At 47.0% G+C, this 23907-nt stretch carries 15 protein-coding genes, 1 tRNA gene and 1 riboswitch; of the genes, 10 read left to right on the top strand and 6 right to left on the bottom strand.

The window, feature by feature from the left end; translation table 11 throughout:
- The first annotated feature begins 192 nt into the window (after nt 1–192).
- Nucleotides 193–3546: a TonB-dependent receptor domain-containing protein gene (locus DWX84_RS00715; RefSeq protein ID WP_005867209.1), complete on the top strand. Its 3354-nt coding sequence runs from the start codon at nt 193–195 to the stop codon at nt 3544–3546.
- 81 nt (nt 3547–3627) lie between these two features.
- Nucleotides 3628–4833, top strand: a complete 1206-nt coding sequence (locus DWX84_RS00720; RefSeq protein ID WP_005867211.1) for an ectonucleotide pyrophosphatase/phosphodiesterase — start codon at nt 3628–3630, stop codon at nt 4831–4833.
- A gap of 87 nt (nt 4834–4920) precedes the next feature.
- Here DWX84_RS00720 and DWX84_RS00725 read toward each other — a convergent pair whose 3' ends face one another.
- The 4 genes from DWX84_RS00725 to DWX84_RS00740 all read right to left on the bottom strand — a co-directional run bounded on the left by DWX84_RS00725 (nt 4921) and on the right by DWX84_RS00740 (nt 7876).
- Nucleotides 4921–5769, bottom strand: a complete 849-nt coding sequence (locus DWX84_RS00725; RefSeq protein WP_036615478.1) for a sugar phosphate isomerase/epimerase — start codon at nt 5767–5769, stop codon at nt 4921–4923.
- Between the two features lie 105 nt (nt 5770–5874).
- Nucleotides 5875–6090, bottom strand: coding sequence for a winged helix-turn-helix domain-containing protein (locus DWX84_RS00730; protein WP_005854120.1), 216 nt, complete (start codon nt 6088–6090; stop codon nt 5875–5877).
- A gap of 126 nt (nt 6091–6216) precedes the next feature.
- Nucleotides 6217–7710, bottom strand: a complete 1494-nt coding sequence (locus DWX84_RS00735) for an NAD(P)-dependent oxidoreductase (protein WP_048927513.1) — start codon at nt 7708–7710, stop codon at nt 6217–6219.
- Between the two features lie 94 nt (nt 7711–7804).
- A tRNA-Glu gene (locus DWX84_RS00740) sits at nt 7805–7876 on the bottom strand.
- 271 nt (nt 7877–8147) lie between these two features.
- On the opposite strand from DWX84_RS00740, the gene mutA reads away from it, so the two are divergent.
- The 6 genes from mutA to DWX84_RS00770 all read left to right on the top strand — a co-directional run bounded on the left by mutA (nt 8148) and on the right by DWX84_RS00770 (nt 17368).
- Nucleotides 8148–10007, top strand: a complete 1860-nt coding sequence (gene mutA / locus DWX84_RS00745; RefSeq protein ID WP_048927514.1) for a methylmalonyl-CoA mutase small subunit — start codon at nt 8148–8150, stop codon at nt 10005–10007.
- 12 nt (nt 10008–10019) lie between these two features.
- Entirely contained in the window at nt 10020–12167 is a 2148-nt protein-coding gene (scpA, locus tag DWX84_RS00750; RefSeq protein ID WP_048927515.1) for a methylmalonyl-CoA mutase, read from the top strand.
- Nucleotides 12168–12296: 129 nt separating this feature from the next.
- Nucleotides 12297–13151 carry a type II pantothenate kinase gene (coaW, locus tag DWX84_RS00755; protein ID WP_008773692.1) on the top strand — a complete coding sequence of 285 codons (855 nt, stop codon included), beginning with the start codon at nt 12297–12299 and terminating at the stop codon, nt 13149–13151.
- Nucleotides 13152–13170: 19 nt separating this feature from the next.
- Nucleotides 13171–13374, top strand: a riboswitch (cobalamin riboswitch).
- A 291-nt stretch (nt 13375–13665) separates the two neighbouring features.
- Complete coding sequence (locus DWX84_RS00760) at nt 13666–14274, top strand: porin family protein (RefSeq protein WP_005867222.1); 609 nt, start codon at nt 13666–13668, stop codon at nt 14272–14274.
- An 87-nt stretch (nt 14275–14361) separates the two neighbouring features.
- Nucleotides 14362–16824: a primosomal protein N' gene (gene priA / locus DWX84_RS00765; protein WP_008773690.1), complete on the top strand. Its 2463-nt coding sequence runs from the start codon at nt 14362–14364 to the stop codon at nt 16822–16824.
- A 34-nt stretch (nt 16825–16858) separates the two neighbouring features.
- The gene (locus DWX84_RS00770) at nt 16859–17368 is read left to right on the top strand and encodes a low molecular weight protein-tyrosine-phosphatase (RefSeq protein ID WP_172618161.1); all 510 of its coding nucleotides are present in this window, start codon (nt 16859–16861) and stop codon (nt 17366–17368) included.
- A gap of 106 nt (nt 17369–17474) precedes the next feature.
- Here DWX84_RS00770 and DWX84_RS00775 read toward each other — a convergent pair whose 3' ends face one another.
- Complete coding sequence (locus DWX84_RS00775) at nt 17475–19514, bottom strand: HD family phosphohydrolase (protein ID WP_048927518.1); 2040 nt, start codon at nt 19512–19514, stop codon at nt 17475–17477.
- Nucleotides 19515–19609: 95 nt separating this feature from the next.
- Between DWX84_RS00775 and gltX the strand changes: the two genes are divergently transcribed.
- On the top strand, nt 19610–21127 hold the full coding sequence (gene gltX, locus DWX84_RS00780) for a glutamate--tRNA ligase (RefSeq protein ID WP_005867230.1): 1518 nt from the start codon (nt 19610–19612) through the stop codon (nt 21125–21127).
- A 2-nt stretch (nt 21128–21129) separates the two neighbouring features.
- A complete protein-coding gene (locus tag DWX84_RS00785) occupies nt 21130–22365 on the top strand; it encodes a 3-deoxy-D-manno-octulosonic acid transferase (RefSeq protein WP_048927519.1) in 1236 nt (411 codons plus the stop codon).
- Nucleotides 22366–22499: 134 nt separating this feature from the next.
- On the opposite strand, the gene DWX84_RS00790 is transcribed toward DWX84_RS00785, so the two are convergent.
- Nucleotides 22500–23903, bottom strand: coding sequence for a C1 family peptidase (locus DWX84_RS00790; protein ID WP_048927520.1), 1404 nt, complete (start codon nt 23901–23903; stop codon nt 22500–22502).
- Nucleotides 23904–23907 lie beyond the last annotated feature (4 nt).

Raw genomic sequence — 23907 nt, forward strand, 5'->3', positions numbered from 1 at the left:
TATAGACGCTTTTCCTACATATTGTTGGATTATGGATGTGGTTGGTTGAAAATAATAATCTGGAGATCTGTGTGAGGAATGTTAATGCTATGAATATTATATATAGTTTGTGACAAAAAGAGATATCTAATCCCTATCTTTGCAGCGATATACAAAAATGTTATAATTATTTTAAATATAAATACTTCTTGTATGAGGAAAACTTATCTACTTTTAACGTTACTTTTGTTGTGCGTGGGAATATCCATACATGCTCAGGTGACGACGGCGAGTATGAGTGGTAAAGTCACGGATACATCATCGGAAGCGATGATCGGAGTGAATATCAAGGCTACGCATACGCCAACGGGTACCGAATACTACACGATTACCCAGCCGAATGGTTCTTATTCTTTTAACAACCTTCGTATCGGAGGCCCTTATGTGGTAGAGTTCTCTTATATTGGATACAATACGGAGAGCCGGACAGGAATAAACTTGGTTTTGGGTGAGGATCTGAAACTGAATGTAGTAATGCGGGAAGATACCCAAGCTCTCGACGAGGTAGTCGTGGTTGCGGATAAGAACCCCATTATTTCAGGAAGTCGTACAGGTGCGCAGGAAATCATCACTCGTGAGAAGATGGATAAGCTGCCTACGATTAACCGTTCTTTGGACGATTTCGTGAAATTAACTCCGATGAGTAGCGGTAAGAATTTTGGCGGTGTCTCTTACCGTTTTAATAATGTAACGGTGGACGGTGCTTCCTTTAATAACTCGTTTGGTCTGGCTTCTGCTCTTGGAGCTTCCGGTACGGAACCGATTTCTTTGGAGGCGCTCGAGCAGGTACAGGTGATGATCGCTCCTTTTGATGTTCGAAATGGAGGATTTACGGGTGCGGGTATTAACTCCGTAACGAAATCCGGTTCGAATGAGTTTCATGCTTCTGTATATATGTACACGAAGAGTCCGTCAATGATGGGATATCGTGTGAAGGATGAGACGATTGGTGTTTCTGAGTTCTCTAACCACCAATACGGTATCAGCTTATCCGGCCCGATCATTAAGAATAAATTATTCTTTTTCATCAATGGTGAGATGGATCGTCAGGAGGAACCGATTTCTTATACGACCGCTAATTCCGCGGCGGATGCGACAGTCTTGCAGGGTTTATCTGATTTCTTAGGTGATGAGCTTGGGTATAATCCGGGTAAATTCGACGTGAATAAGACAAATACTCAAGCGGATCGAATCACGGCTCGTTTAGACTGGAATATCAACTCAAATAATGTGTTGAGCTTAAAATATTATTATTTGAAATCGTTTAATACGAATAACCCTTCTACTTCTGGTGCGCCGAATAACGGACGTGGACCGAATGCGTTCGCTATTCCGTTCTCTTCTTCTTTCTACCGGACGAATAATAACTTCAATATTTGGATGGCCGACTTGAATACGACCATTAATGACCGTATGTCTAACTATTTGAAGATCGGTTATTCCCGTTTGCGTGATTATCGCGATATGGATGGCGGTTACTTCCCGCAAGTGGATATCTTGGATGGTGGCAACAATGCTTATACAACTTTCGGAACCGAGGCAAACTCCTATAATAACCAGTTGAACACTGATATCTGGCAGATACAGGATAACTTCTTGATGAATTTTGGCAAACATCAGATTACGGTTGGAACGCAAAGTGACTATCGTGCCTTTAAGAATGGTTTCGCTCAAAACTATCCGGGTTCTTGGGTGTTTAATTCTGTCGATGATTTCAAGTTCAACGTATTGGCTACAAAACAATACATGGCCGCTCATAACGGAAGTGTACAAGGATTTGATATCCGTGAGTTTAATCCGAAAGATTTTGGATTTGGTTCCAATGTGACGGGTATTACGAACTCTTCTTCTACGGGGTATCAATACTATGCGCAAAGATATTCGATGACGGATGATTTTCCATTCGCCGAGATAAATGTATTCCAGTTAGGTTTGTATGCCCAAGATAAGTGGACGGTAAGTGATAAATTGAACTTGACGTTAGGTTTACGTATCGATGTTCCGTTCTTTATGACTGATTTGCAGTCGAATGATAAAGTCGCCGCCGAGACCTATCGGGATGGCATCAAGATCGATGTTTCTAAATATCCGAACGCCAAACCTCAGTTTTCTCCTCGATTCGGTTTTAACTACAAACCGTTTGACGATGAGAATGGAAGCTTACAGATACGTGGTGGTACGGGACTCTTCACGGGTACTCCTCCTTATGTATGGATCAGTAATCAAGCTGGCAACAATGGTGTTTTGTTTGGTGACCTAAATGTTCGGGCGGTAAAGGATAAAAATGACAATATCATTAGCGACGGCAGACCTTCACTAGGTTTCACCGGAAATATGGATACTTATAAACCGGCTGAAGGTAGCGCTACACGTTCGGATATAGCGATTACGGATCCGGACTTTAAATATCCGAGCTTATGGAAAAGTAATATCGCTGCTGATTATAAGTTTGGTGATGGTTGGGTCGCTACCGTAGAGTTGCTGTATTCAAAAGACATTAACGCTATTTATCATGACAATATCGGATTGTATCGGACCGAGCAATTTGTAAATGACGGTGGAGCGGGTAATGCACGTCCATATTATAATGGCTATTATAGCGATAGAGAAGGAAATCAAAAGGCTGCGAATCATGTCGTGATGCTGCGTAATACCAGCAAAGGACATTCGCTTTATACGACCTTCCAGTTGCAGAAAAACTTTGTTGATGGAATCCTGAAGGGATTGTATTTGAATGGATCTTACTCTTTCGGGCAGTCTAGAGGTGTAACAGACGGAACATCGTCTGTGGCGACTTCCGCTTGGAAGTACCGTGCGGCCTTGGACGGAAATGCGGAAGAAGTAGGTTATACGGCAGGTTCTTTTGATGGTCGTTTGTTATTGTCCGCTTCTTATACGGCTAACTGGAGTAAATATGCGGCAACAAGTTTTGGTTTGATTTATCAGCGTTATCGTCCGTTCCGTTATTCTTATTGTTATAATGGTGATGCGAATGGCGATTCTCAGTTCTCCAATGACTTGATGTATATCCCTGCGAATTTTGACGAGGTAAAAGATCATTTGTTACCGGGCGATTTCGATAGCCAAGAAGATGCATGGAAAGCGATGAATGCCTTTATCGAGCAAGATCCTTATTTGAGCAAACATAGAGGTGAGTATGCCGAACGTAACGGTGCTGTCGCTCCATTTGCGAATCAATTGGATTTGAGCGTTTCTCATGATATAAAGATTTACCAGAAGAATGGTCGCTCACATACTTTGCGCTTTAGTTTCAATATCGCTAACTTCTTGAATTTGTTGAATCGTAATTGGGGTGTGGTACAAACAACCGTTTTGGGTAATCAGCAATATCAGTTCTTGACGATCCCGAAAGGACAAGGCCCGAGTGCGGCGAACAACTATACGTTGAAGTATACGATGGCGAAAGATTTGGACGAAACCTTCAAGGATAATTTGAACGATGTGTCTCGTTGGCAGATGCAATTCGGTATCAAGTATATCTTCTAAAAGAAAAATCTTTCATTAGATAAAATTTAATAATTAGAAGAGGTTCACTATCTTTGTGGACCTCTTTTTTAATTTAATGATATGTGGAATAATCGTATTGAGTTCTTACTCGTTAGTTTCTTTTGTATTTGTTCATTGGCTTTTACCGGTTGCCAAACGAAAAAACAATCGGATCGTTATGTCGTAGTTTTATCAATGGACGGTTTCCGCTCTGATTATCCGTCACGTGCTCATACTCCGACGTTGGATTCTTTGGCGAATGTGGGGGTTCGCTCCACGTTTCGCCCGTGTTATCCCAGCGTGACTTTCCCGAATCATTATAGCATGGCTACCGGATTGCATCCGGATCACCATGGTTTGGTAAATAATTTCTTTTATGACGCGGAGCTTGATAGCTCATACCGGATGGGAAATCTTGATCCGCAATTTTATGGTGGAGAACCTATTTGGAATACGGCGGAACGCCAAGGGGTTCGTACCGCCTCGTTCTATTGGGTAGGTAGTGAGGTGCCTTTAGAGAGTGGTCAGCCTTCAATATGGAAGCCGTTTGATAAATCGGTTCCTTTTTCAGATCGTGCTGATTCCGTGATATCTTGGCTGAAGTTGCCGGAAGATGTGCGTCCTCATTTGATTATGTGGTATATGGAAGAACCGGATGCGATAGGTCATTCCGCTACCCCGGATTCGTCGGCGACCTTGGATGTGGTGGAGAACTTGGATAAAGTCTTGAATCATTTCTTCACGGAAGCCCGTCAGTTGGATATTTTCGATAAGATCGATTTTATCGTTCTTTCGGATCATGGAATGGCCACCTATTATCCCGAGAAATATGTGAACTTGAATGATTATCTACCCCGGGATAGTTTCGATTGTGTTTTTGATGGCGTTCCTACATTATTGTATCCCAAGAAAACCTATGTGGATACTGCCTATGCGATTTTACAGAAAGTGCCGAATATAACCGTATGGAAGAAAAACGAGATTCCTGAGAAATTTGTTTACGGAAAGAATCCTCGAGTTAGTGACTTAGTTGTTTCTCCACATATTGGAACGTATGTAGAATTCCGAGAGAAATCATCTCCCCGTTATGCGGCGACACATGGTTACGATAATTTTACGCCGGAGATGGAGGCCATATTCTATGCGGCAGGTCCCTCGTTCAAGAGACATGCGGAGGTCCCGCAAATGGCGAACGTGAACCTTTACTTGATGATTGCCCGTTTATTGAATATACAACCTGCTCCGAATGATGGGGATAGCGCTGTCGTTCAGCAGCTATTTAAATGATAAGATTGATGCTACCATCTCATTTGACATGACATTACTGCAACCGCCGTGCGGTAATACTGCGGTGGTCTTGCGGTAATTGATGCTTTATTGATATTCGCGTGCCATCTTACGCATGAAGGCGAGACTGCCTTTGGCTAAGGCATCGGCATTGTATTTAGACGGACGCCACAAAGATACGGCTTCCGCCATACCGGGAACAGAATTGGAGAAATTCTCCAAAACTAAATTCCCATTGAAATCGATTTCCTGTAGTCCCCGGAACAAATCATCCCAGCGTACGTTTCCCTCACCCAGCATTCCCCGGTCACTTTCAGTCATGTGAATATGGCGAAGCCGGCTGCCAGCCGCAATAACCGGTTCATAAAAACTCGTCTCTTCTATATTCATATGGAAAGTATCCAGATGCAAAGACAAATTCGGTGCGTTTACGCGTTTGATAAAGCGCAGGACTTCCTCCGCAGAGGTACACATATAACTTTCATAGCGATTGATCGGCTCGATGCCGATCGTGATTCCAGATCGTGCGGCGTATTCGGCAACCTCTGCCCATACCTCACAAAGTGTATTTTCTTCTTCTTGTGTTCGCTGTTTGCCGGAAAAGACCCCGATGCCGGAATGTAAGACACCTCCCAAGTAATCAACCTCCAGTTCGCTCGCTTTATCCAGCGCCTCCTTGATCAGACAAGTCGCTTTCTTGGGATAAAAAGGAATATGCGCTTCTTTGGGAAGATTGAGAGAACAAGTCGCCTTCAATCCGTGTTGTTTCAATTGTCGCTTTACGGTTGGAGCGTCGAACTCCATGGAAGGAGGCAACAAAATTTCCAGTAAATCAAAACCGGCGGCAGATGCTTGCTGGATAGCGAAAAGACCGGCTTCTGGTGTCCACATAGGTGGTATCCAAGAAAGAATGGAAGCTCCGAAAGTAGGATTCATAATCGTATTGTTTTTATTTCGTTAGGGTTACAAAGTAAGTGTTTTTTTGAAGATTTCATTGCGAAGAAAGTGAAATCCTTCACAATGAAATATCATAAATGTCATTTAAAAATAAAAGTTGGTACCCGGACAGAAGATAGGGTGGCTGCTGGTATTATCAATTTCAATCTTATTTTCTCTAGCGAGCCAACCGATAGCGGACCATAGATCCGCATCTGTTAGAGCGGATTTTGCTCTCAACGCCTCAAAACTCCAATGTTGGCCATCTGAAAGCAAATTCCAGATAGCTCCTGCATTTAATCCGATCGATCCTTTTGTCATGATAAAATCTGTTTTTATGTTTATGGTATATAGTGCTTATATTGTTATAACAGATAATATCCGGTAAAAGTATGTTGCGTTGAGATAAATAATCTAAAAAACAAAAATCTCTTGATGCGTTGAATTTTATTCCTTGAAGTCAGTGAATATGGATTCATCATATACATTGTGTTCCTTTTTATCGTGGAATGGATACCATACTTGGGCAAAGAACGGATTTCCTTTAGCGATCTCGTCGTAATTCCAAGGGAGAGGTAAACATTCCGGGCACCAATGGCCTCCTAATAATACTAATGTGGGAGAGGCCTTAAAACGGTGACCGAATTGGCACTCCCAATCGAGTGGAGTCGATAAATCTCCTTTTGTCATGGCCGGTGACAAGCATTTTCCTCCCCTGAATTCCGCGGCTTTACGCATATCCTCGATATTCCATTCTGATTTAGGCTTACTTTCATCATAACCATGATCCAGAAAGACGGGTGTTTCGGAGGGGCGTTCTGTCCGGATCTTATCCCAACCCGGGATTGCTTGCCAATCCTCATACGAGCCAAAATATGCGGATATACGATCTTGGTGTCTGTTCTTGATCCAGTTACGAGTTCCCAGTCCCGGCTTTTTAGCGATGGCTCCCATACCCAGTTTTATGAAGATAGGAGGGACGATCTTTGCTAGGTGGAAATACCAAGGGACTTGGCTGGCCATCCATTTAAAATAATCGTCGCAAGTTTGGTTACTGCGGAAATGCAGATATCCTTCCAATAGATCTGAATCGGTATACCATTGTCCGTGGAAATTACGGATAGCGAACCAGTTCGGTTCGAATATTTTCTCTGGGGCGGGACAGCCAATCGCTTTTAACAATTTACTCTCAAACTCATAATTCGTCAGGCGGAAAGACGGGCCGCTACTAATATTATAGAAACGGTTCCAAAACTTATCCGGCACCTCCTCCTCGCATACATTCGCTAGTAAGCGACCGGAATCCTCGGCGGTAGCCCATTCCAGCACGCCGTCTAGCGGTACGTGGAATGTGATTGGGTCCGAACCCTTGAATAATAATTCGGGGCATAAGATACCGGTTTGGCGAAGGCACGCCCAATGTTTAATACCCGACTCCACGAAAATACGTTCGGCTATTGTCTTTGAGATGGCATAATGATCATAGACACTTATATTGATCGGATCTCCCGTACGTCCCCAATGAACAGGTGCGTTACGGTGGCCGGTTTGCGCTACGGAGCCGATATAGACTACCTTGATCCGGTCTGAGTTCGGTTGTGCTTTTACGGCATCCACGATATATTGGGCGGCGGTCGTGTTTACTTTCAAGGTTTTTTTAGGGAAATAATCCGCTGCCGGGGAAACCATTCCACCTACATGCAATACGTAGTCCGCCCCCATTACTCCATTTAAGACATCTTGATAATTTGTCAAGTCTCCCCAAACGATACGGATCCCTGCCATGGCCTCATATGCGGCTAATTTCTCTTTATTGATTTTGCTTGGACGAGCCAAAAGTGTTATATTAAAACGATCTAGCCGCTTGGACAACTCGACCAATCCGGCATGTCCCATCGTCCCGGTGGCTCCGGTCAGAAAGACGGTCTTTTTACTTTTCATGATATAATTTAGTGTATAATGAAAGACTTAGGATACTATCGGGTAGCGAAGGTATATAAAAAAAAACTCCCAACCAATAGATTGAGAGCTTTTGTAGTGGATACGAGAATCGAACTCGTATTACATGCGTGAGAGGCATGTGTCCTAACCGTTAGACGAATCCACCATTTAGGTGTCATTGTTTTTGTTTGACGATGCAAAGGTAGATATATTTTTTAATTCTGCAATAGTTGAACCGAGTTTTTTTGAAGAAAAAGTGTGTTTTTTATCAAAATGCCAAGAAAACGGGGAGAATACCACTAAAAGGCGTTAAAAGTAGTTGCGATTTCATTGTTTTTTCATTGTCGGTACTGTTTATTTATTCTACCTTTGCCATCTGTAATTGAACAAAATAGTATTGAACATTACTAATACCAGTTTAATAAACAACTAATATTATGGCAGAACTTAAAGAAAAACTTTTCTCAGAATTCGCTCCTGTGTCTACTGAAGAGTGGATGGCGAAGATAACGGCCGACCTGAAAGGGGTACCGTTTGAGAAAAAGCTTGTTTGGAAGACAGGCGAAGGATTTAATGTAAATCCTTTCTATCGTGCAGAAGACATCGAGGGTTTAAAGACTACAGAGTCTCTTCCCGGTGAATTCCCTTATGTTCGTGGAACGAAGAAAGACAACGATTGGAAGGTACGCCAGAACATTGAAGTTTGCTGCTTCAAGGGTGCTAATGAGAAAGCACTTGACCTTTTGACGAAAGGTGTTACTTCTCTTGGGTTCATCATCAAAGGTGATGAGGTGAACGAGGAGAATATAGCTACTTTATTAGAAGGTATTTGTCCGGCTTCCGTAGAATTGAACTTCAACACTTGCAACTGCAAAGCGGAGAAGTTGATCGGTATCTTGGCTGACTACTTCAAAGGCAAGGGTGTCGACGCAGAGAAGTGCTACGGTTCTGTAAACTATGACGCTTTCAAGAAACCTTTAGTAAAAGGTAAAGAAAACAGTGAGTGGGTAGAAGGTGCCGCAGCTGTGCTCAAAGCTGGACAGGCTTTGCCTAACTACCGTGTATTGGCTGTAAATGCGTTCCTTTTCAACAATGCTGGCGCTTACATTTCTCAGGAATTAGGTTACGCCTTGGCTTGGGGTAACGAATTGATGGCAAAACTTACCGAGGCTGGTTTCACCGCTGACGAGGTTGCCAAGAAAATCAAATTCAATTTTGGTATCAGCTCTAACTACTTCATGGAAATCGCTAAGCTCCGTGCGGCTCGTTGGTTGTGGGCCGAGATCGTAGCCGCTTATAAGCCGGCCTGCGAATGCGCTTGCAAGATGGTTGCTCACGCACAGACTTCAGAGTGGAACATGACGGTTTACGATGCTCACGTAAACTTGCTTCGTTCTCAAACTGAGGCTATGTCTGCCGCTCTTGCCGGCGTAGACTCTATCACGGTTCGCCCGTTTGATAAGATTTACCAGACTCCAGACGATTTCTCTGAGCGTATCGCACGTAACCAACAATTATTATTGAAGGAAGAGTGCCACTTGGATAAGGTCGTTGACCCGTCTGCCGGTTCTTATTATGTAGAGGTATTGACGAATTCCTTGGCTGATGTCGCTTGGAAGTTGTTCTTGGAGGTTGAGGAAAAAGGAGGATTCTCCGTTGCCGTGAACGCAGGTGAGATCCAAAATGCCGTTAACGCTTCGAATGTAGCTCGTAAGAAAGCGGTTGCTACCCGTCGTGAGATCTTGTTGGGTTCTAACCAGTATCCTAACTTCACGGAAGTAGCTGCCGATAAGATTCAAGAAAAAGGTTCTTGCTGTTGTGGCGGTGGTCATTGCGGTGAGGCAACGATCCCGGCTCTAGATTTCTCTCGCGGCGCTTCTGAATTCGAGGCTTTGCGTATGACGACAGAGAAGAGTGGCAAGACTCCGAAGGTATTTATGTTGACGATAGGTAACTTGGCGATGCGTTTGGCTCGTTCACAGTTCTCCGCTAACTTCTTCGCTTGTGCCGGATATAAGATAATTGATAACTTAGGCTTCGATACGGTTGAGGCTGGTGTTGAGGCTGCTGTCAAGGCGGGTGCCGAGATCGTGGTTCTTTGCTCTAGTGATGACGAGTATGCAGAATTCGCTCCTGCCGCTTACAAGGCTTTGGCCGGACGTGCCGAATTCGTTGTAGCCGGAGCTCCTGCTTGCGCGGACGACTTGAAGGCTCAAGGTATCGACCAGTTCGTAAATGTAAAGAGCAATGTGCTTGAGACATTGAAAGCATTCAACGCTAAATTAGGAATCGCTTAAGTATAAACAATTATGAGACCAGATTTTAAAAACATAGATATAAAGAATGCCGGATTCGCAGCTACAAACGCTGCCGAATGGGCAAAAGCCAATGGCATCGAGCCCAATTGGAAAACACCCGAGCATATCGAGGTGAAACCTGTATATACAAAAGAAGACTTGGAGGGTATGGAGCACTTGAACTATGCTTCCGGTTTGCCTCCTTATCTACGTGGCCCGTACAGCGGTATGTACGCTATGCGTCCTTGGACAATCCGTCAGTACGCAGGTTTCTCTACCGCTGAGGAGTCTAACGCTTTCTATCGCCGTAACTTGGCTTCCGGTCAGAAAGGTTTGTCCGTTGCGTTCGACCTTCCGACTCACCGTGGTTACGATGCCGACAACGAACGTGTGGTTGGTGATGTAGGTAAAGCGGGTGTATCTATCTGTTCCTTGGAGAACATGAAAGTGTTATTCGATGGTATTCCTTTGAACAAGATGTCTGTTTCCATGACCATGAATGGTGGTGTGCTTCCGGTATTGGCATTCTATATCAACGCAGGTTTGGAGCAAGGTGCTAAGTTGGAGGAAATGGCCGGTACGATCCAGAACGATATATTGAAAGAGTTCATGGTACGTAATACCTATATCTATCCGCCTGAGTTCTCCATGAAGATTATCGCTGATATCTTCGAGTACACCTCTCAGAAGATGCCGAAGTTCAACTCTATCTCTATCTCCGGTTATCATATGCAGGAGGCTGGTGCTACGGCTGATATCGAGATGGCTTATACGTTGTGCGACGGTATGGAATATCTTCGTGCCGGTATCAACGCCGGTATCGATGTGGATGCGTTCGCTCCCCGTTTGTCATTCTTCTGGGCTATCGGTGTAAATCACTTCATGGAGATCGCCAAGATGCGTGCGGCTCGTATGTTGTGGGCGAAGATCGTGAAGAGCTTCGGCGCTAAGAACCCGAAATCATTGGCATTGCGTACACATAGCCAGACTTCCGGTTGGTCATTGACCGAGCAAGATCCGTTCAATAACGTAGGACGTACTTGTATCGAGGCTATGGCCGCTACATTAGGACATACACAATCTTTGCATACGAACGCATTGGATGAGGCGATCGCTTTGCCGACCGACTTCTCTGCTCGTATCGCTCGTAATACACAGATTTACATTCAGGAAGAGACTAAGATCTGTAAGGAGATCGACCCGTGGGCTGGTTCTTACTATGTAGAGTCTTTGACGAATGAGTTGGTACATAAAGGTTGGGCATTGATCCAAGAGATCGAGAGCATGGGTGGTATGGCGAAAGCCATCGAGACAGGTCTTCCTAAGATGCGTATCGAGGAAGCTGCCGCTCGTACACAGGCTCGTATCGACTCTGGTGTTCAGACCATCGTTGGTGTTAACAAATATCGTTTGCCGAAGGAAGATCCGATCGATATCCTTGAGATCGATAATACAGCCGTACGTAACGAGCAGATCGCCGCTTTGAAGGAGTTGCGTGCTAACCGTGACGAAGCCGCTGTTCAAAAAGCTTTGGCTGATATCACGGAGTGCGTGAAGACGAAGAAGGGCAACTTATTAGAGTTGGCTGTTAAGGCTGCTGGCTTGCGTGCGTCATTGGGAGAGATCTCCGATGCTTGCGAGGTGGTTGTAGGTCGTTATAAAGCAATCATTAGAACTATTTCAGGCGTGTATTCATCAGAAACTAAGAAAGACGCAGACTTCCAGAAAGCTTGCGAGCTTTGCGAGCAATTCGCTAAGAAAGAAGGCCGTCAGCCTCGTATCATGATCGCTAAGATGGGTCAGGACGGACACGACCGTGGCGCTAAGGTTGTCGCTACTGGTTATGCGGACTGTGGTTTCGACGTAGATATGGGACCGTTGTTCCAGACTCCGGCCGAGGCTGCCCGTCAAGCTGTGGAGAACGACGTTCACGTAATGGGCGTTTCTTCTTTGGCCGCTGGTCATAAGACGTTGGTTCCGCAGGTTATCGAGGAGTTGAAGAAACTAGGTCGTGAGGACATCATCGTTATTGCTGGAGGTGTAATCCCGGCTCAAGACTATGACTTCTTGTATAAGGCTGGCGTTGCCGCTATCTTTGGCCCGGGTACTTCCGTATCGAAGGCAGCTTGCCAGATCCTTGAGATCTTGTTAGGCGAATAAATAGAGTTTAGACCTTACGGTTTTTAAATAAAGAGAGGCTGGACAATTGATTTTGTCCGGCCTTTTTTAGTATTGTATGCGGGTTTATGTACTTTTGTAGCGATTATTCAATTAAAAAGGGAAAGAATCATGGGAATCGTTATAGGTATAGATGTGGGAGGTAGCACGACCAAGATCGTCGGCGTGGAGGATAAGAAGATCAAGAACCCGATGTTCGTGAAAGCTACCGATCCGGTAACCTCTTTATTCGGAGCCTTCGGTAAGTATATTTATGATAATAACATCTCGCTCTCGAATATAGAGAAAGTGATCTTGACGGGTGTAGGTAGCGCCTATATCGATCAACCTTTATATGGCTTACCAACTGCGAAGACGGATGAGTTCCTTGCGAATGGGCTAGGGGCGCAATATAATACGGGACTGGACAGTCTATTGGTGGTCAGCATGGGAACGGGTACCTCCTTTGTCAAGGTACAAGGCTCCACGATCGAGCATATCGGGGGATTGGGTATCGGTGGCGGAACAATCCTCGGCTTGTCTAAGCTATTATTGAAAACGCATGACTTTCACCAAATAGCGTCTTTGGCCGAGCACGGTTCCTTGAATGATATCGACTTGCATATCCGGGATATTACGCCGCATCCGCTACCCGGCCTGCCGCTGGACGTGACAGCCTCTATTTTCGGAAAAGCGGACGCGAACGCTAAGGTTGAGGATATCGCTCTCGGTATCGTTCATATGGTCTTGCAGACCATCGGACAAGGAGCTGTTTTCGCCTCGTTAAATGGCGATATCAAGAATATCGTATTGATCGGTAACCTGACTCGCTTGCCACAATGCCCGGATATTTTCCCCCGTCTGGAGGAGATGTGCGATGTCCATTTCAAGATACCGGAGTATGCCGAATATCGCACGGCTATCGGGGCGGCTTTATGCTATATCAGGAACCGGGAATATAAGGATATTTTTTGTGGAAAGTGTTAGGCTACATCAAAACTTTATGTATCTTTGCTACATGCTTTGTTCCCTTTCGGCAATCGCCGGATAGGGATTAAAAGGGAATCGGGTGAGAATCCCGGACAGTCCCGCTGCTGTAAGCTTCATAAACGGGTTGAGCAATACTGTTGCCACTGTTCATTCAAGTGAATGGGAAGGCGCTTAAGACCGGAAGTAAGTCAGAAGACCTGCAAGGCGTGTATATTTTCGACGGCTTCGAGGAAAGGCCGGAAGAGAACGCAAGAACCGTATCCGGTTTTTACTATTCTTTATCCAAGGTTTTCTTATCAAGTCGTCTCATGGTTTCGGATAATTATTTTGCCATAATAATTAGGGAAAGAAGCATGAATCTGACCGACGGGATGAGCTCCGTGTGTAAGATGCATGCTTTCTTTGCGTTTAAAGGACTGGGGTATTCCGTGAACACTCTATAGAGAATATTTGTTTATTATTAGAAAAGTGCGTTTATTTGCAACGAGTAATTAACAAAAGAAGTATGAATATGAAGAAAATTGTGGGACTTGTTATGGTTGCCTTGCTAGCGTTGATGGCGCTTCCGGCGAACGCTCAGCTTAAATTCGGTATCAAGGGAGGTGTGAATATATCGTCTGTTCATTTCAACTCGGACGTGTTGAAAGCGGATAACGTAACCGGCTTCCAAGTGGGTCCGATGATCGAGACGACCTTACCGTTGGTCGGTGTCGGGATCGATGCGGCAGTGTTGTATTCGCAAAAAGGTTTGGAAACGACCTCGGCTGGCGGGGTGAAGACTTCGATGAAGACGGATTATATCGATGTTCCGGTCAACTTGAAATGGAAATTCGGCTTACCGATCGTCAAGGCGTATCTGGCAGCCGGTCCGTATATCGGTTTCCGTGTAGGCGGTGATAAGTTTTGGGATATCCCGGGTTCCGTAGCGGATCAGGTGAAGGCGAAGAATTTCAGCGCAGGTCTTAACTTCGGTGCCGGCGTGGAGCTGATCAGTCACTTGCAGGTGGGTTTCAATTATGGTCTGGGACTGACTGATAACTATAGTATTGAGAAGGTGAACCTCTCCGACGGTGCCGGAAAGAACCGTGGATGGTCTATCACGGCAGCGATCTTGTTCTAAATAGGTGAAAATAAAATGAGAGAGGCTGGGCTTTAGAAGTCCGGCCTTTTTTGTTATTTTTGGGCTCGTAATGAAACACCTGTTTGAATGAAATACGCGGACGTCATACTTCCCCTTCCTTTGGAGAATAGCTATACCTATCGGATACCCGAAGATCTGGAGAGAGCCGTGACTCCCGGTTGCCGGGTGATCGTGCATTTCGGGAAGAAACGATATTATACGGCTATCGTCATGGAGGTACACGACCGGGAACCGGTATCCGATTTTGAGACGAAGGAGATCTACGCTTTGCTGGATGCCACGCCGGTGCTCCGCCGTCCGCAACTCCGTTTCTGGAAATGGATATCTTCTTATTATATATGTAAGCTGGGCGACGTGTATAAGGCGGCCTTGCCTTCCGGCTTAAAGTTGGAAAGCGAGACGGCGGTTACTTATAATGAGGATTTCGAGGCCACCGCCCCCTTGCGCCCGAACGAGCAAGCGGTACTGGATGCTTTTAGCGGGGTTTTGAAATTGACGATCTCGGAGTTGGAGAAGAAGACCGGTCTTCGAAATGTTGTCCCGATCGTCTCTTCCTTGATGGTGAAAGGGGCGGTCGAGGTGAGCGAGGAGCTAAAGCGAGGATTCGTTCCCAAGACACAGGCGTTTATCCGTTTGGCCGAGGCTTACCGGGATGAGACGAAATTACAGGCGGTGTTCGAGGATTTGAAACGAGCGAAGAAGCAAGAGCTTCTGCTGGTCAGCTTCTTGGATTTAAGCCATACCTTGAATCCCGCTTTATCGAAGGAGCTTTCCAAGAAAGAGCTATTGGAACGCAGTGGTTATACCTCTGCGGTATTGGAGGGGCTGCTGAAACGGGGTATCTTGGAGAGTTACGAGAAAGAGGTGGGTCGTTTGCAAGTATCTGTCTGCCGCTTGCAAGAGCCGAATCCGCTCAGTCCGGCGCAAGAGAAAGCCTATGGAGAGATCCATGAGGCTTTCAAGACGAAGGAGGTCTGCTTGCTTCATGGCGTGACTTCCAGTGGTAAGACCGAGATATACGTCCGTTTGATCCATGAGGTCTTGCGGCTGGGGCGGCAGGTTTTATATATGTTGCCGGAGATCGCTATCACGACCCAGATCACGGAACGGCTGGCGAAATTATTCGGGGATAAGCTATTGGTCTACCACTCTAAGTTCTCGGATAACGAGCGGGTGGAAGTTTGGAATAAGCTATTGCATAACGACGAGCCTATGCTGGTATTGGGGGTCCGTTCGTCCCTCTTCCTTCCGTTTAAGGACTTGGGCTTGATTATCGTGGACGAGGAGCATGAGAATACGTATAAGCAGCAGGACCCGGCACCCCGTTACCATGCCCGTAACGCTGCCATCGTCTTGGCGGGTATGCACGGCGGTAAGACCTTATTGGGTTCCGCCACCCCCTCCATCGATTCTTATTTCAACGCTACGGCGGGGAAATACGGTCTGGTTGAGTTATCTACCCGCTACGGTGATTGCTTGATGCCGGAGATTATTACGGTGGACGTGAAGGAGCTAAAGCGCAAGAAGATCATGAAAGATACCCTTTTCTCCCCTCTGTTGGTGGAGAAGGTGCGGGAGGCCCTATCCCGGGGCGAGCAGGCGATCCTATTCCAGAACCGCCGGGGATTCGCCCCGATGATCGAGTGCCGAGGGTGCGGGTGGGTGCCTCGTTGCGTGAATTGCGACGTTAGCCTTACCTACCACAAGGCGCATAATCAGCTGGTTTGCCATTATTGCGGTTATACCTACCGCTTGCCGCAGGTATGTCCCGAGTGTAAGGGGACGGAGTTCAAGATGCAAGGCTTCGGTACGGAGAAGGTAGAGGAGGAGATCGCTGGGCAATTCCCAGCGGCGAAGGTGGAGCGGCTGGATTTCGATACGGCCCGTACCCGCACGGCTTACGAGCGGATCATCTCGGATTTCGAGAAGGGGAAGACACAAATCTTGATTGGTACCCAGATGTTGTCGAAGGGATTGGATTTCGGGAATGTCAGCGTGGTCGGAATCCTGAGTGCCGATAGCCTGATGAATTTCCCTGACTTCCGGGCGCACGAGCGGGCTTATCAATTGATGGTACAGGTTAGCGGACGTGCCGGACGACGGGATAAGCGGGGTACGGTGATCTTGCAGACTACTCAGCCGGAGCATCCTTTGATCCGTATGGTGCAGCATTTTGCTTATAAGGAAATGGTGAGCTTGCAATTGAGCGAGCGTAGTATGTTCCGTTACCCGCCTTACTACCGTTTGATCGTCTTGATCCTTCGGAGTCGGAATGAGGAGGCTTTGCAGGAAATGTCTGCTTTATACGCCGAGAAACTTCGTGCTCGTTTGGGTGAGCGGGTGTTGGGGCCGGTTACGCCGCCTATCACTCGGGTACAGACGCTTCATATCAAGAAGATCGTCTTGAAGATCGAGATATCCGCCGGGATCGCTCCGCTTCGTGAGATATTGGAGGGTATTCATACTGAGATGCAAGGATATGTACCGTTTAAGCAGTTGCTGGTTCATTATGATGTGGACCCGGCTTGAGAATTGAAAATGGAGAATTGAAAATTGAAAATTAATGGAAAGGAGCTTAGTGATGAAGGAGGAGAAGGTACGGTTGTTGTTTGTGTGCTTGGGGAATATATGTCGCTCTCCGTCGGCGGAGGCAGTAATGAAGAGGTTGGTGAAGGATGCGGGATTGGGAGATCGGATTGAGATCGATTCCGCCGGGATCACCGGGTATCATGAAGGAGACCGGGCGGATTCACGGATGCGGGCGCATGCGGCCCGTAGGGGATATGTGTTGGATTCGATCTCCCGTCCGGTACGTCAGTGGGACTTCCATGACTTCGATTTGATTATCGGCATGGACGACCAAAATATAACGGACTTGAAACGGATGGCTCCCGATCTGGAATCCGTCGCTAAGATACATCGGATGACCGAGTTCTCCCGGAATAAGTTGTACGATCACGTCCCGGATCCTTATTATAGCGGTGCCGAGGGCTTCGAGCTGGTCTTGGATCTATTGGAAGACGCTTGCGCCGGGTTGTTGGAATATTGCCGATTATTACGATGCCCATCGTAAGGTTGCTAGAATGCCCATTGTAAGATGCTTATAACTGCGATTATAAGAACCTTACAATAGGCATTATGGTTCTGTGCCGATGGCTGTATGCCTATCTGCTTGATAATTATTGTTTTTTCAAGTCCGGATAGCTGATTCGGGTATGGAACATGGTTTTCAGTTTGTCTACGAATACGCTCTTTATGGTCTCCACGTCCTTGAAGGTCAGCGGAGCGCTCTTTAGCAAGCCGTCGGCGATCTGCCCGTCGATGATCTTGTTCACCAAGGCGCTGATACTCTCTTCGGTATGTTCCTTCAAGCTGCGGGAGGCGGCTTCCACGGAATCGGCCATCATCAGTACGGCGGTCTCCTTCGAGAAGGGATTCGGGCCGGGGTAGGTGAATAGCTCGTCGTTAATCGGCTTGTCCGGGTATTGGTTCTTGAAAGAGTTGTAAAAATACTTCGCCTTGCCACGCCCGTGGTGCGTACGGATGAAGCTGATAACCGCCTTGGGTAACAGGGCCTTCTCGGCGATCTTCACGCCCTCGGTGACGTGGCTGATGATGATCTGCGCGCTTTGGTCGAACGATAACTGGTTATGCGGGTTCACGCTCGATTGGTTCTCGGTGAAGAAGACGGGGTTGCTCATCTTCCCGATGTCGTGATAAAGGGCGCCGGTACGTACCAGTTGGGCGTTGGCGCCGATCTTGGCGGCCGCCTCGGAAGCGAGGATGGATACCTGCAAGGAGTGCTGGAACGTGCCCGGGCAAGTCTCGCTAAGCTTTTTCAAGATCGGGTTGTTGATGTTGGACAGTTCCACCAAGGTGATGTCCGATACGTAGCCGAACGTCTTCTCCAGCATATATACCAATACGTAGGTGAACATGACGAGGATGAAGTTGATGCCGAAATAGAGCATCATCATCCAGTTGATCTTATTCAGGTTCGCCTCTTGGAACAACGTGAGGCTCATGTAGCAGATGGCGTACGAGAGGAAGATGAAGAATGCGCACCGGATCAGTTGTGAACGTTCGCTCAGGTTTCTCAGGCTGAACGTCACGACCATGCCCGCTATGGTTTGTAGCAACAGGAACTCATGCGGGAAAGGTACCATCAACGAGCAGATCAGCACGATGATAAGGTGCGTGAAAAGCGCCGTCCGGGAATCGAAGAAGGTACGTACTACGATCGGTACGATGGCGAACGGCAATATATATACGTTGAATAATGCGTAGGTAACACATAGTTCCGTAAGGATGCAACTCACGAATATGCAGAGGATCAAGAATAGTACGTTCTTCCGGTTGTGGAATATCTTCAAGCGGAAAGACCATAGGTAGAGCCAGAAACAGAACATTAGCCCGAAGACGAGCACGAATTGCCCGGCCAATATGATGCCTTGCGTCTGCGTGCCTCCGGTCTTGGCCTCGTGTATGGCCTTTAGGGAACGGAGCACGTTGTAGGTATGGTTGTCGATGATCTCGCCCCGGTCTACGATACGTTCTCCGGCTTGTACCATGCCGTTGGCGATCGATACGCCCTGTAGCATATCCTCCTTGATCTTGTCGGACATGTCAGCGGCATAGGATATGTTCTCGGTGAGGTAGTTATTGATGTCACACGATTGCAGGATGGATTTGTCCAGCCGTGACGGGCAGTTGTTGATAATGAACTCGTAGGCGGTGCGCACGGTGAAGAAGTCGCTCACGTAGCGGGGCTGTGCGATGGCGTTCTCCAAGAGGTTGACACGGGAGTATTCCTCTTTCCGTAGCTCGTCCAGATCCTGCGACGAGATGATACCGTTCTTGTATAAGTTAATTAGACTGCTCTCGATGTACTGCATGTAAGCGGGGGATACTTTGCTTCGCAGGCTATTGTCGTTATTGTAGTTGGTGCGCAGTTTCTCGATCTCTTCCTTTTGGATGCCGGGGTTCATGCGGTAATAAGGCTCGAACTTACGGAGTACGCTGTCTTTCTCCGCTTTTACCTCGTCGTCGGTCTTGTAGATCGGGAAATCGCTCGGGGCGGTGAGTAATCCATATCTCCAAGGCTTGCCCTCATAGAACTGATAACGGAATTTTCCCTCCCGGGGGAAGAAGTAGGCGATAAGTAACGCGGTCACCACGAAGTAGACCACGGTCGGTATATTGTAATTCTTCTGTTTCATATAGATTCCTTTTAGCGTCCGAAATATACGTAAAAAACTTCACTAAGCGGAAAAAAAGGCGTACTTTTGCCCCATTATTATAGAATGTAAGTATTATGACTCAAAGAAAAGTAAGAGTACGCTTTGCGCCTAGTCCTACGGGGGCGCTGCATATCGGAGGTGTCCGCACGGCTTTATACAACTATTTATTCGCTAAACAGAATGGCGGTGATATGATTCTCCGTATCGAGGATACGGATTCCCAACGCTTCGTTCCCGGGGCGGAAGACTATATCATCGAGGCCTTGACTTGGCTAGGTATCAAGTTCGACGAGGGCGTGAGCTTCGGCGGCAACTACGGCCCGTATCGCCAGAGCGAGCGTCGTGAGATCTACAAGAAGTATGTCGATCAATTGCTGAACGATGGCCATGCTTATATAGCGTTCGATACGCCTGCCGAGTTGGAGGAGAAACGGAAGGAGATCGCCAATTTCCAATACGACGCCTCTACCCGTTCGCTAATGCGCAACTCGTTGACACTTTCCCCTGAAGAGGTTCAGAACCTAATCGAGTCCGGTCATCAGTATGTGGTTCGTGCTAAGATCGAGCCGAATGAGGATATCCATGTGAATGACTTGATCCGTGGCGAGGTCGTTATCAACTCCTCTATCTTGGATGATAAAGTATTATATAAATCGGCTGACCAATTGCCTACTTACCACTTGGCGAATATCGTTGACGACCATTTAATGGAGGTTACCCATGTGATCCGTGGTGAGGAGTGGTTGCCGAGCGCGCCGCTTCACGTATTATTATATCGTTTTTTCGGTTGGGAAGATACGATGCCTAGTTTCGCCCACCTGTCGTTGCTGTTGAAACCGGAAGGTAATGGTAAGTTGAGCAAGCGTGACGGCGATCGTCTGGGCTTCCCTGTATTCCCCTTGGAATGGCACGATCCGAAGACGGGTGATGTCTCATCGGGCTATCGTGAGAGTGGCTACTTCCCCGAGGCTGTCGTAAACTTCCTTGCTTTGCTGGGTTGGAATCCGGGTAACGATCAAGAGGTGATGAGCATGGATGATTTGATCCGTTTGTTCGACCTGTCTCGTTGCAGCAAGAGCGGTGCTAAGTTCGATTATGAGAAAGGCAGATGGTTTAACCATCACTATTTGCTGGAGAAGAGTAATACGGAGATCGCTGACCTATTCTTGCCGATCGTGGAAAGCCACGGTATCCAGACTACCCATGCTTATGTAGAGAAAGTAGTCGGCATGATGAAAGGCCGTGTCAATTTCGTGAGTGAGTTATGGGATCTTTGCTCTTTCTTCTTTATCGCCCCGACGGAGTACGATGAGAAGACTCGCAAGAAACGCTGGAAGGAAGATTCGGCTGTTCAATTGGGTGAGTTTATCGAGCAATTGCGTGCCCGTGAGCCGTTCGACGTAGAAGGTACCGAGAACGAGTGCAAGGCTTGGATCGAGAGCAAGGGATATCATTTGGGGAATATCATGAACGCCGCCCGTCTGGCCTTGGTTGGCGAGGGCAAGGGCCCCGGCATCTTTGATATCACCGAGGCTTTAGGTAAAGAGGAGTCTATCCGCCGTATCCAACGGGCTATCGAGATATTAAAATAATCATGTACAGTTTAGCAATACATCTCTACGCTTTTGTAGTCGCTTTGATCTCGCCTTTCCATAAAAAGGCGAGACTGATGCGATTCGGGCAATGGAAAACAAATTCCATACTTCGTGAGAAGATCGACCGGAACGCTAAATACATCTGGTTCCATGCCTCCTCGCTGGGCGAGTTCGAGCAAGGGCGTCCTATGATCGAGAAGATCAAGGCGGAACATCCGGAGTATAAGGTGTTGCTGACTTTCTTTTCTCCCTCTGGCTATGAGGTACGGAAGAATTACAAGGGAGCGGACGTGATCTGCTATCTTCCTTTCGATACGCCTTTCCGGGTGAAGAAGTTCCTGAATTTGGCGAACCCGGCGATCGCCATATTTATCAAGTACGAGTTTTGGGGGAACTATTTGCGTGAGTTGCGGAAGCGGGGAATACCGGTTTATATCATTTCCGCTATATTCCGCCCCGACCAGCTATTTTTCCAATGGTTCGGAAAGCCGTACCGGAAGATGCTATCTTATTTTAATCATCTTTTTGTTCAGGACGAGCGTTCGATGAAACTCTTGAACGAGTTCGGTATCACGAATGTGACGGTGACCGGCGATACCCGTTTTGATCGGGTGTTGGATGTCCGTAAGCAAGCTCGTGAGCTTCCGTTTATCGAACGTTTCTTGGAAAGCAAGGAGGGTAAGAGGCCGATCGTGATGGTGGCCGGCAGTTCATGGCCTCAAGACGAGGCGATCTTTATCCCTTATTTCCATGAGCATCCGGAGATGAAGTTGATTATCGCCCCGCATGAGATTCACCGGGAACATCTCCTTTCTATCGAGGCGATGCTAAAACGTCCGTCCGTCCGTCTATCGGAGGCGCATGAGGATGATCTGGCCGATAAGGATTGCTTGATCATCGACAGTTTCGGACTCTTATCTTCCATTTATCGCTATGGACAGATCGCTTATATCGGTGGTGGTTTCGGAGCGGGTATCCACAACACGTTGGAAGCCGCCGTTTATGGGATGCCGGTCTTATTCGGCCCGAGATACCATAAGTTTAAGGAGGCGAAGGATCTGATCGCCGTAGGTGGTGGTTTCTCCATCACAGACGATTCCACTTTCCGAACGAAGATGGACGAGTTATTGACCGACCCGACAGCCTTGGAAACCTCCGGGCAAGCTGCCGGTGATTTTGTGAAAAACAGTGTAGGAGCGACGGATCAGATCTTGCGGCAAATCCATATCCGTTAATAGATAAAGCCGGGTTTGCTATTCGAGTGATTGTATGCCCAGACTCTTTTGATATAGCAATGGAATACGGATGAGATAGATGTACGGATTGGTAATTGAACGATTCGCATTGTCTATCTCATCCGTATTTTATTTTAATCCTCTTCAGCGAACATCGGGTCCCAAGCGGGAAGGCGAGTCGGTGTTTGTTTCAAGATCTCTTTTACTTGATCCGTGATGTACTTCTTGTTGACTACCAGACGGAACATATACTCATTAAACCATTGGTCTGTCATGATGAGGTGGCCGGCGTTCGCTCCGGGGCCCCAACTATTCTCAACCATCCATTTCTTCGGCTTTCCATTTGCGTCGAGGTCAACAGCCATCAAGGTCATGGCGTGTGAGGAACCGCTGGCGAATGTTTGGATACGTTGTTTCTTATCCATGCCGAAAGTCGTACCCATCAGTGAACCGTAATCGTAGAAGTTTACATCCAGAATACCTCTGTCACGATCGAAGAACTTGCCCACGTCGCAAGAGAAATACATCATGGTGCTGTCCTTGATGGAAGCGATAGCCATTTGTTTGATATCCTCGATCGGAAGGTTTACGTACGTCCAGTTCTTGCCATCGTAAGCGTGGCGGTCGTAATCGATCTCATACAGCTTATAATAATCGCGGCTCGGATCGTTCATCAACATGACATAGTTGTTTTTCAAATCGTCCCCGATATATTCTTGGAAGAAGGACTGAGGCGTATATTCCTTCGTCTCTACCGGATTCCCTTTAGCGTCTTTGCGAGTCCACGTGAATTTCGTAGGCGGCTCTCCCAAGTTCAATACGAGCATACGGTAAATCGTACCTAGCATCTCTGTTTTCTTTTTCTCCAGATCCGCTACGGTCGTGCCTTTGGTCGTAGACAGGTCGCGAAGTTGCAAGCCGTATTCTTTCAGCTTTAATCCGATCAGGTTGCTCATGCGTCCGGTACTGTTGCTACTGTTGGTCTCTACCATGACCTCGGCGGGAACCACGCCATACTTGGTCAAGATATCGGAGACACCCGTGAACTGCCCTCCGTCTCCGATCGGGTTCTTGAATAACCATTCCACCATCTTGTCGTCCATCGGTTTCAGACGAGTATCGATGATGCCCTGTAAGAAAAGGTTCGCTTTCTCCAATTGATCCCAGAAGAAAGAATAATTCTGGGAGAATTGGAATTCACCCATGTCGTATTTATGGATCGCCTGCGCACGGAATACGTTCAATCCCGTGAAAAGCCAGCAACGGCCCGAGGAACGTTGGTTGGAGATCCCTTTGCTCTCTACCTTATTGGAGAAGTAAGTATCCAAATTGTTCTTGCTCTCCCCATTAACGGCAAGCTTGTTGATGTCGTTATTGGTGATTGCGTTACGGATCGCCTTATCGGCCGGCGTTCCCTGATAAGACTGTTTGATTTGCTGCAACATCGTGGGTGAGATGCCTCCACCGCTTTGTTGTCCGTGAGCCGATAGCGTGATGCCTAAAGCCAAGGCCGCTATCCATAAATTGTTTTGTTTCATGATA

It is taken from the genome of Parabacteroides sp. AF21-43 (assembly GCF_003635435.1).
GTDB classification, from domain to species: domain Bacteria; phylum Bacteroidota; class Bacteroidia; order Bacteroidales; family Tannerellaceae; genus Parabacteroides; species Parabacteroides distasonis.

What these genes read in the sequence shown, in the direction of transcription:
- DWX84_RS00720 (WP_005867211.1), top strand. Translation starts at nt 3,628, where the DNA reads ATGTGGAATAATCGTATTGAGTTCTTACTCGTTAGTTTCTTTTGTATT.
- DWX84_RS00770 (WP_172618161.1), top strand. Translation starts at nt 16,859, where the DNA reads ATGGAAAGGAGCTTAGTGATGAAGGAGGAGAAGGTACGGTTGTTGTTT.
- DWX84_RS00725 (WP_036615478.1), bottom strand. Translation starts at nt 5,769, where the DNA reads ATGAATCCTACTTTCGGAGCTTCCATTCTTTCTTGGATACCACCTATG.
- DWX84_RS00785 (WP_048927519.1), top strand. Translation starts at nt 21,130, where the DNA reads ATGTACAGTTTAGCAATACATCTCTACGCTTTTGTAGTCGCTTTGATC.
- coaW (WP_008773692.1), top strand. Translation starts at nt 12,297, where the DNA reads ATGGGAATCGTTATAGGTATAGATGTGGGAGGTAGCACGACCAAGATC.
- DWX84_RS00760 (WP_005867222.1), top strand. Translation starts at nt 13,666, where the DNA reads ATGAAGAAAATTGTGGGACTTGTTATGGTTGCCTTGCTAGCGTTGATG.
- DWX84_RS00775 (WP_048927518.1), bottom strand. Translation starts at nt 19,514, where the DNA reads ATGAAACAGAAGAATTACAATATACCGACCGTGGTCTACTTCGTGGTG.
- DWX84_RS00790 (WP_048927520.1), bottom strand. Translation starts at nt 23,903, where the DNA reads ATGAAACAAAACAATTTATGGATAGCGGCCTTGGCTTTAGGCATCACG.
- DWX84_RS00735 (WP_048927513.1), bottom strand. Translation starts at nt 7,710, where the DNA reads ATGAAAAGTAAAAAGACCGTCTTTCTGACCGGAGCCACCGGGACGATG.
- mutA (WP_048927514.1), top strand. Translation starts at nt 8,148, where the DNA reads ATGGCAGAACTTAAAGAAAAACTTTTCTCAGAATTCGCTCCTGTGTCT.
- scpA (WP_048927515.1), top strand. Translation starts at nt 10,020, where the DNA reads ATGAGACCAGATTTTAAAAACATAGATATAAAGAATGCCGGATTCGCA.
- priA (WP_008773690.1), top strand. Translation starts at nt 14,362, where the DNA reads ATGAAATACGCGGACGTCATACTTCCCCTTCCTTTGGAGAATAGCTAT.
- DWX84_RS00715 (WP_005867209.1), top strand. Translation starts at nt 193, where the DNA reads ATGAGGAAAACTTATCTACTTTTAACGTTACTTTTGTTGTGCGTGGGA.
- DWX84_RS00730 (WP_005854120.1), bottom strand. Translation starts at nt 6,090, where the DNA reads ATGACAAAAGGATCGATCGGATTAAATGCAGGAGCTATCTGGAATTTG.
- gltX (WP_005867230.1), top strand. Translation starts at nt 19,610, where the DNA reads ATGACTCAAAGAAAAGTAAGAGTACGCTTTGCGCCTAGTCCTACGGGG.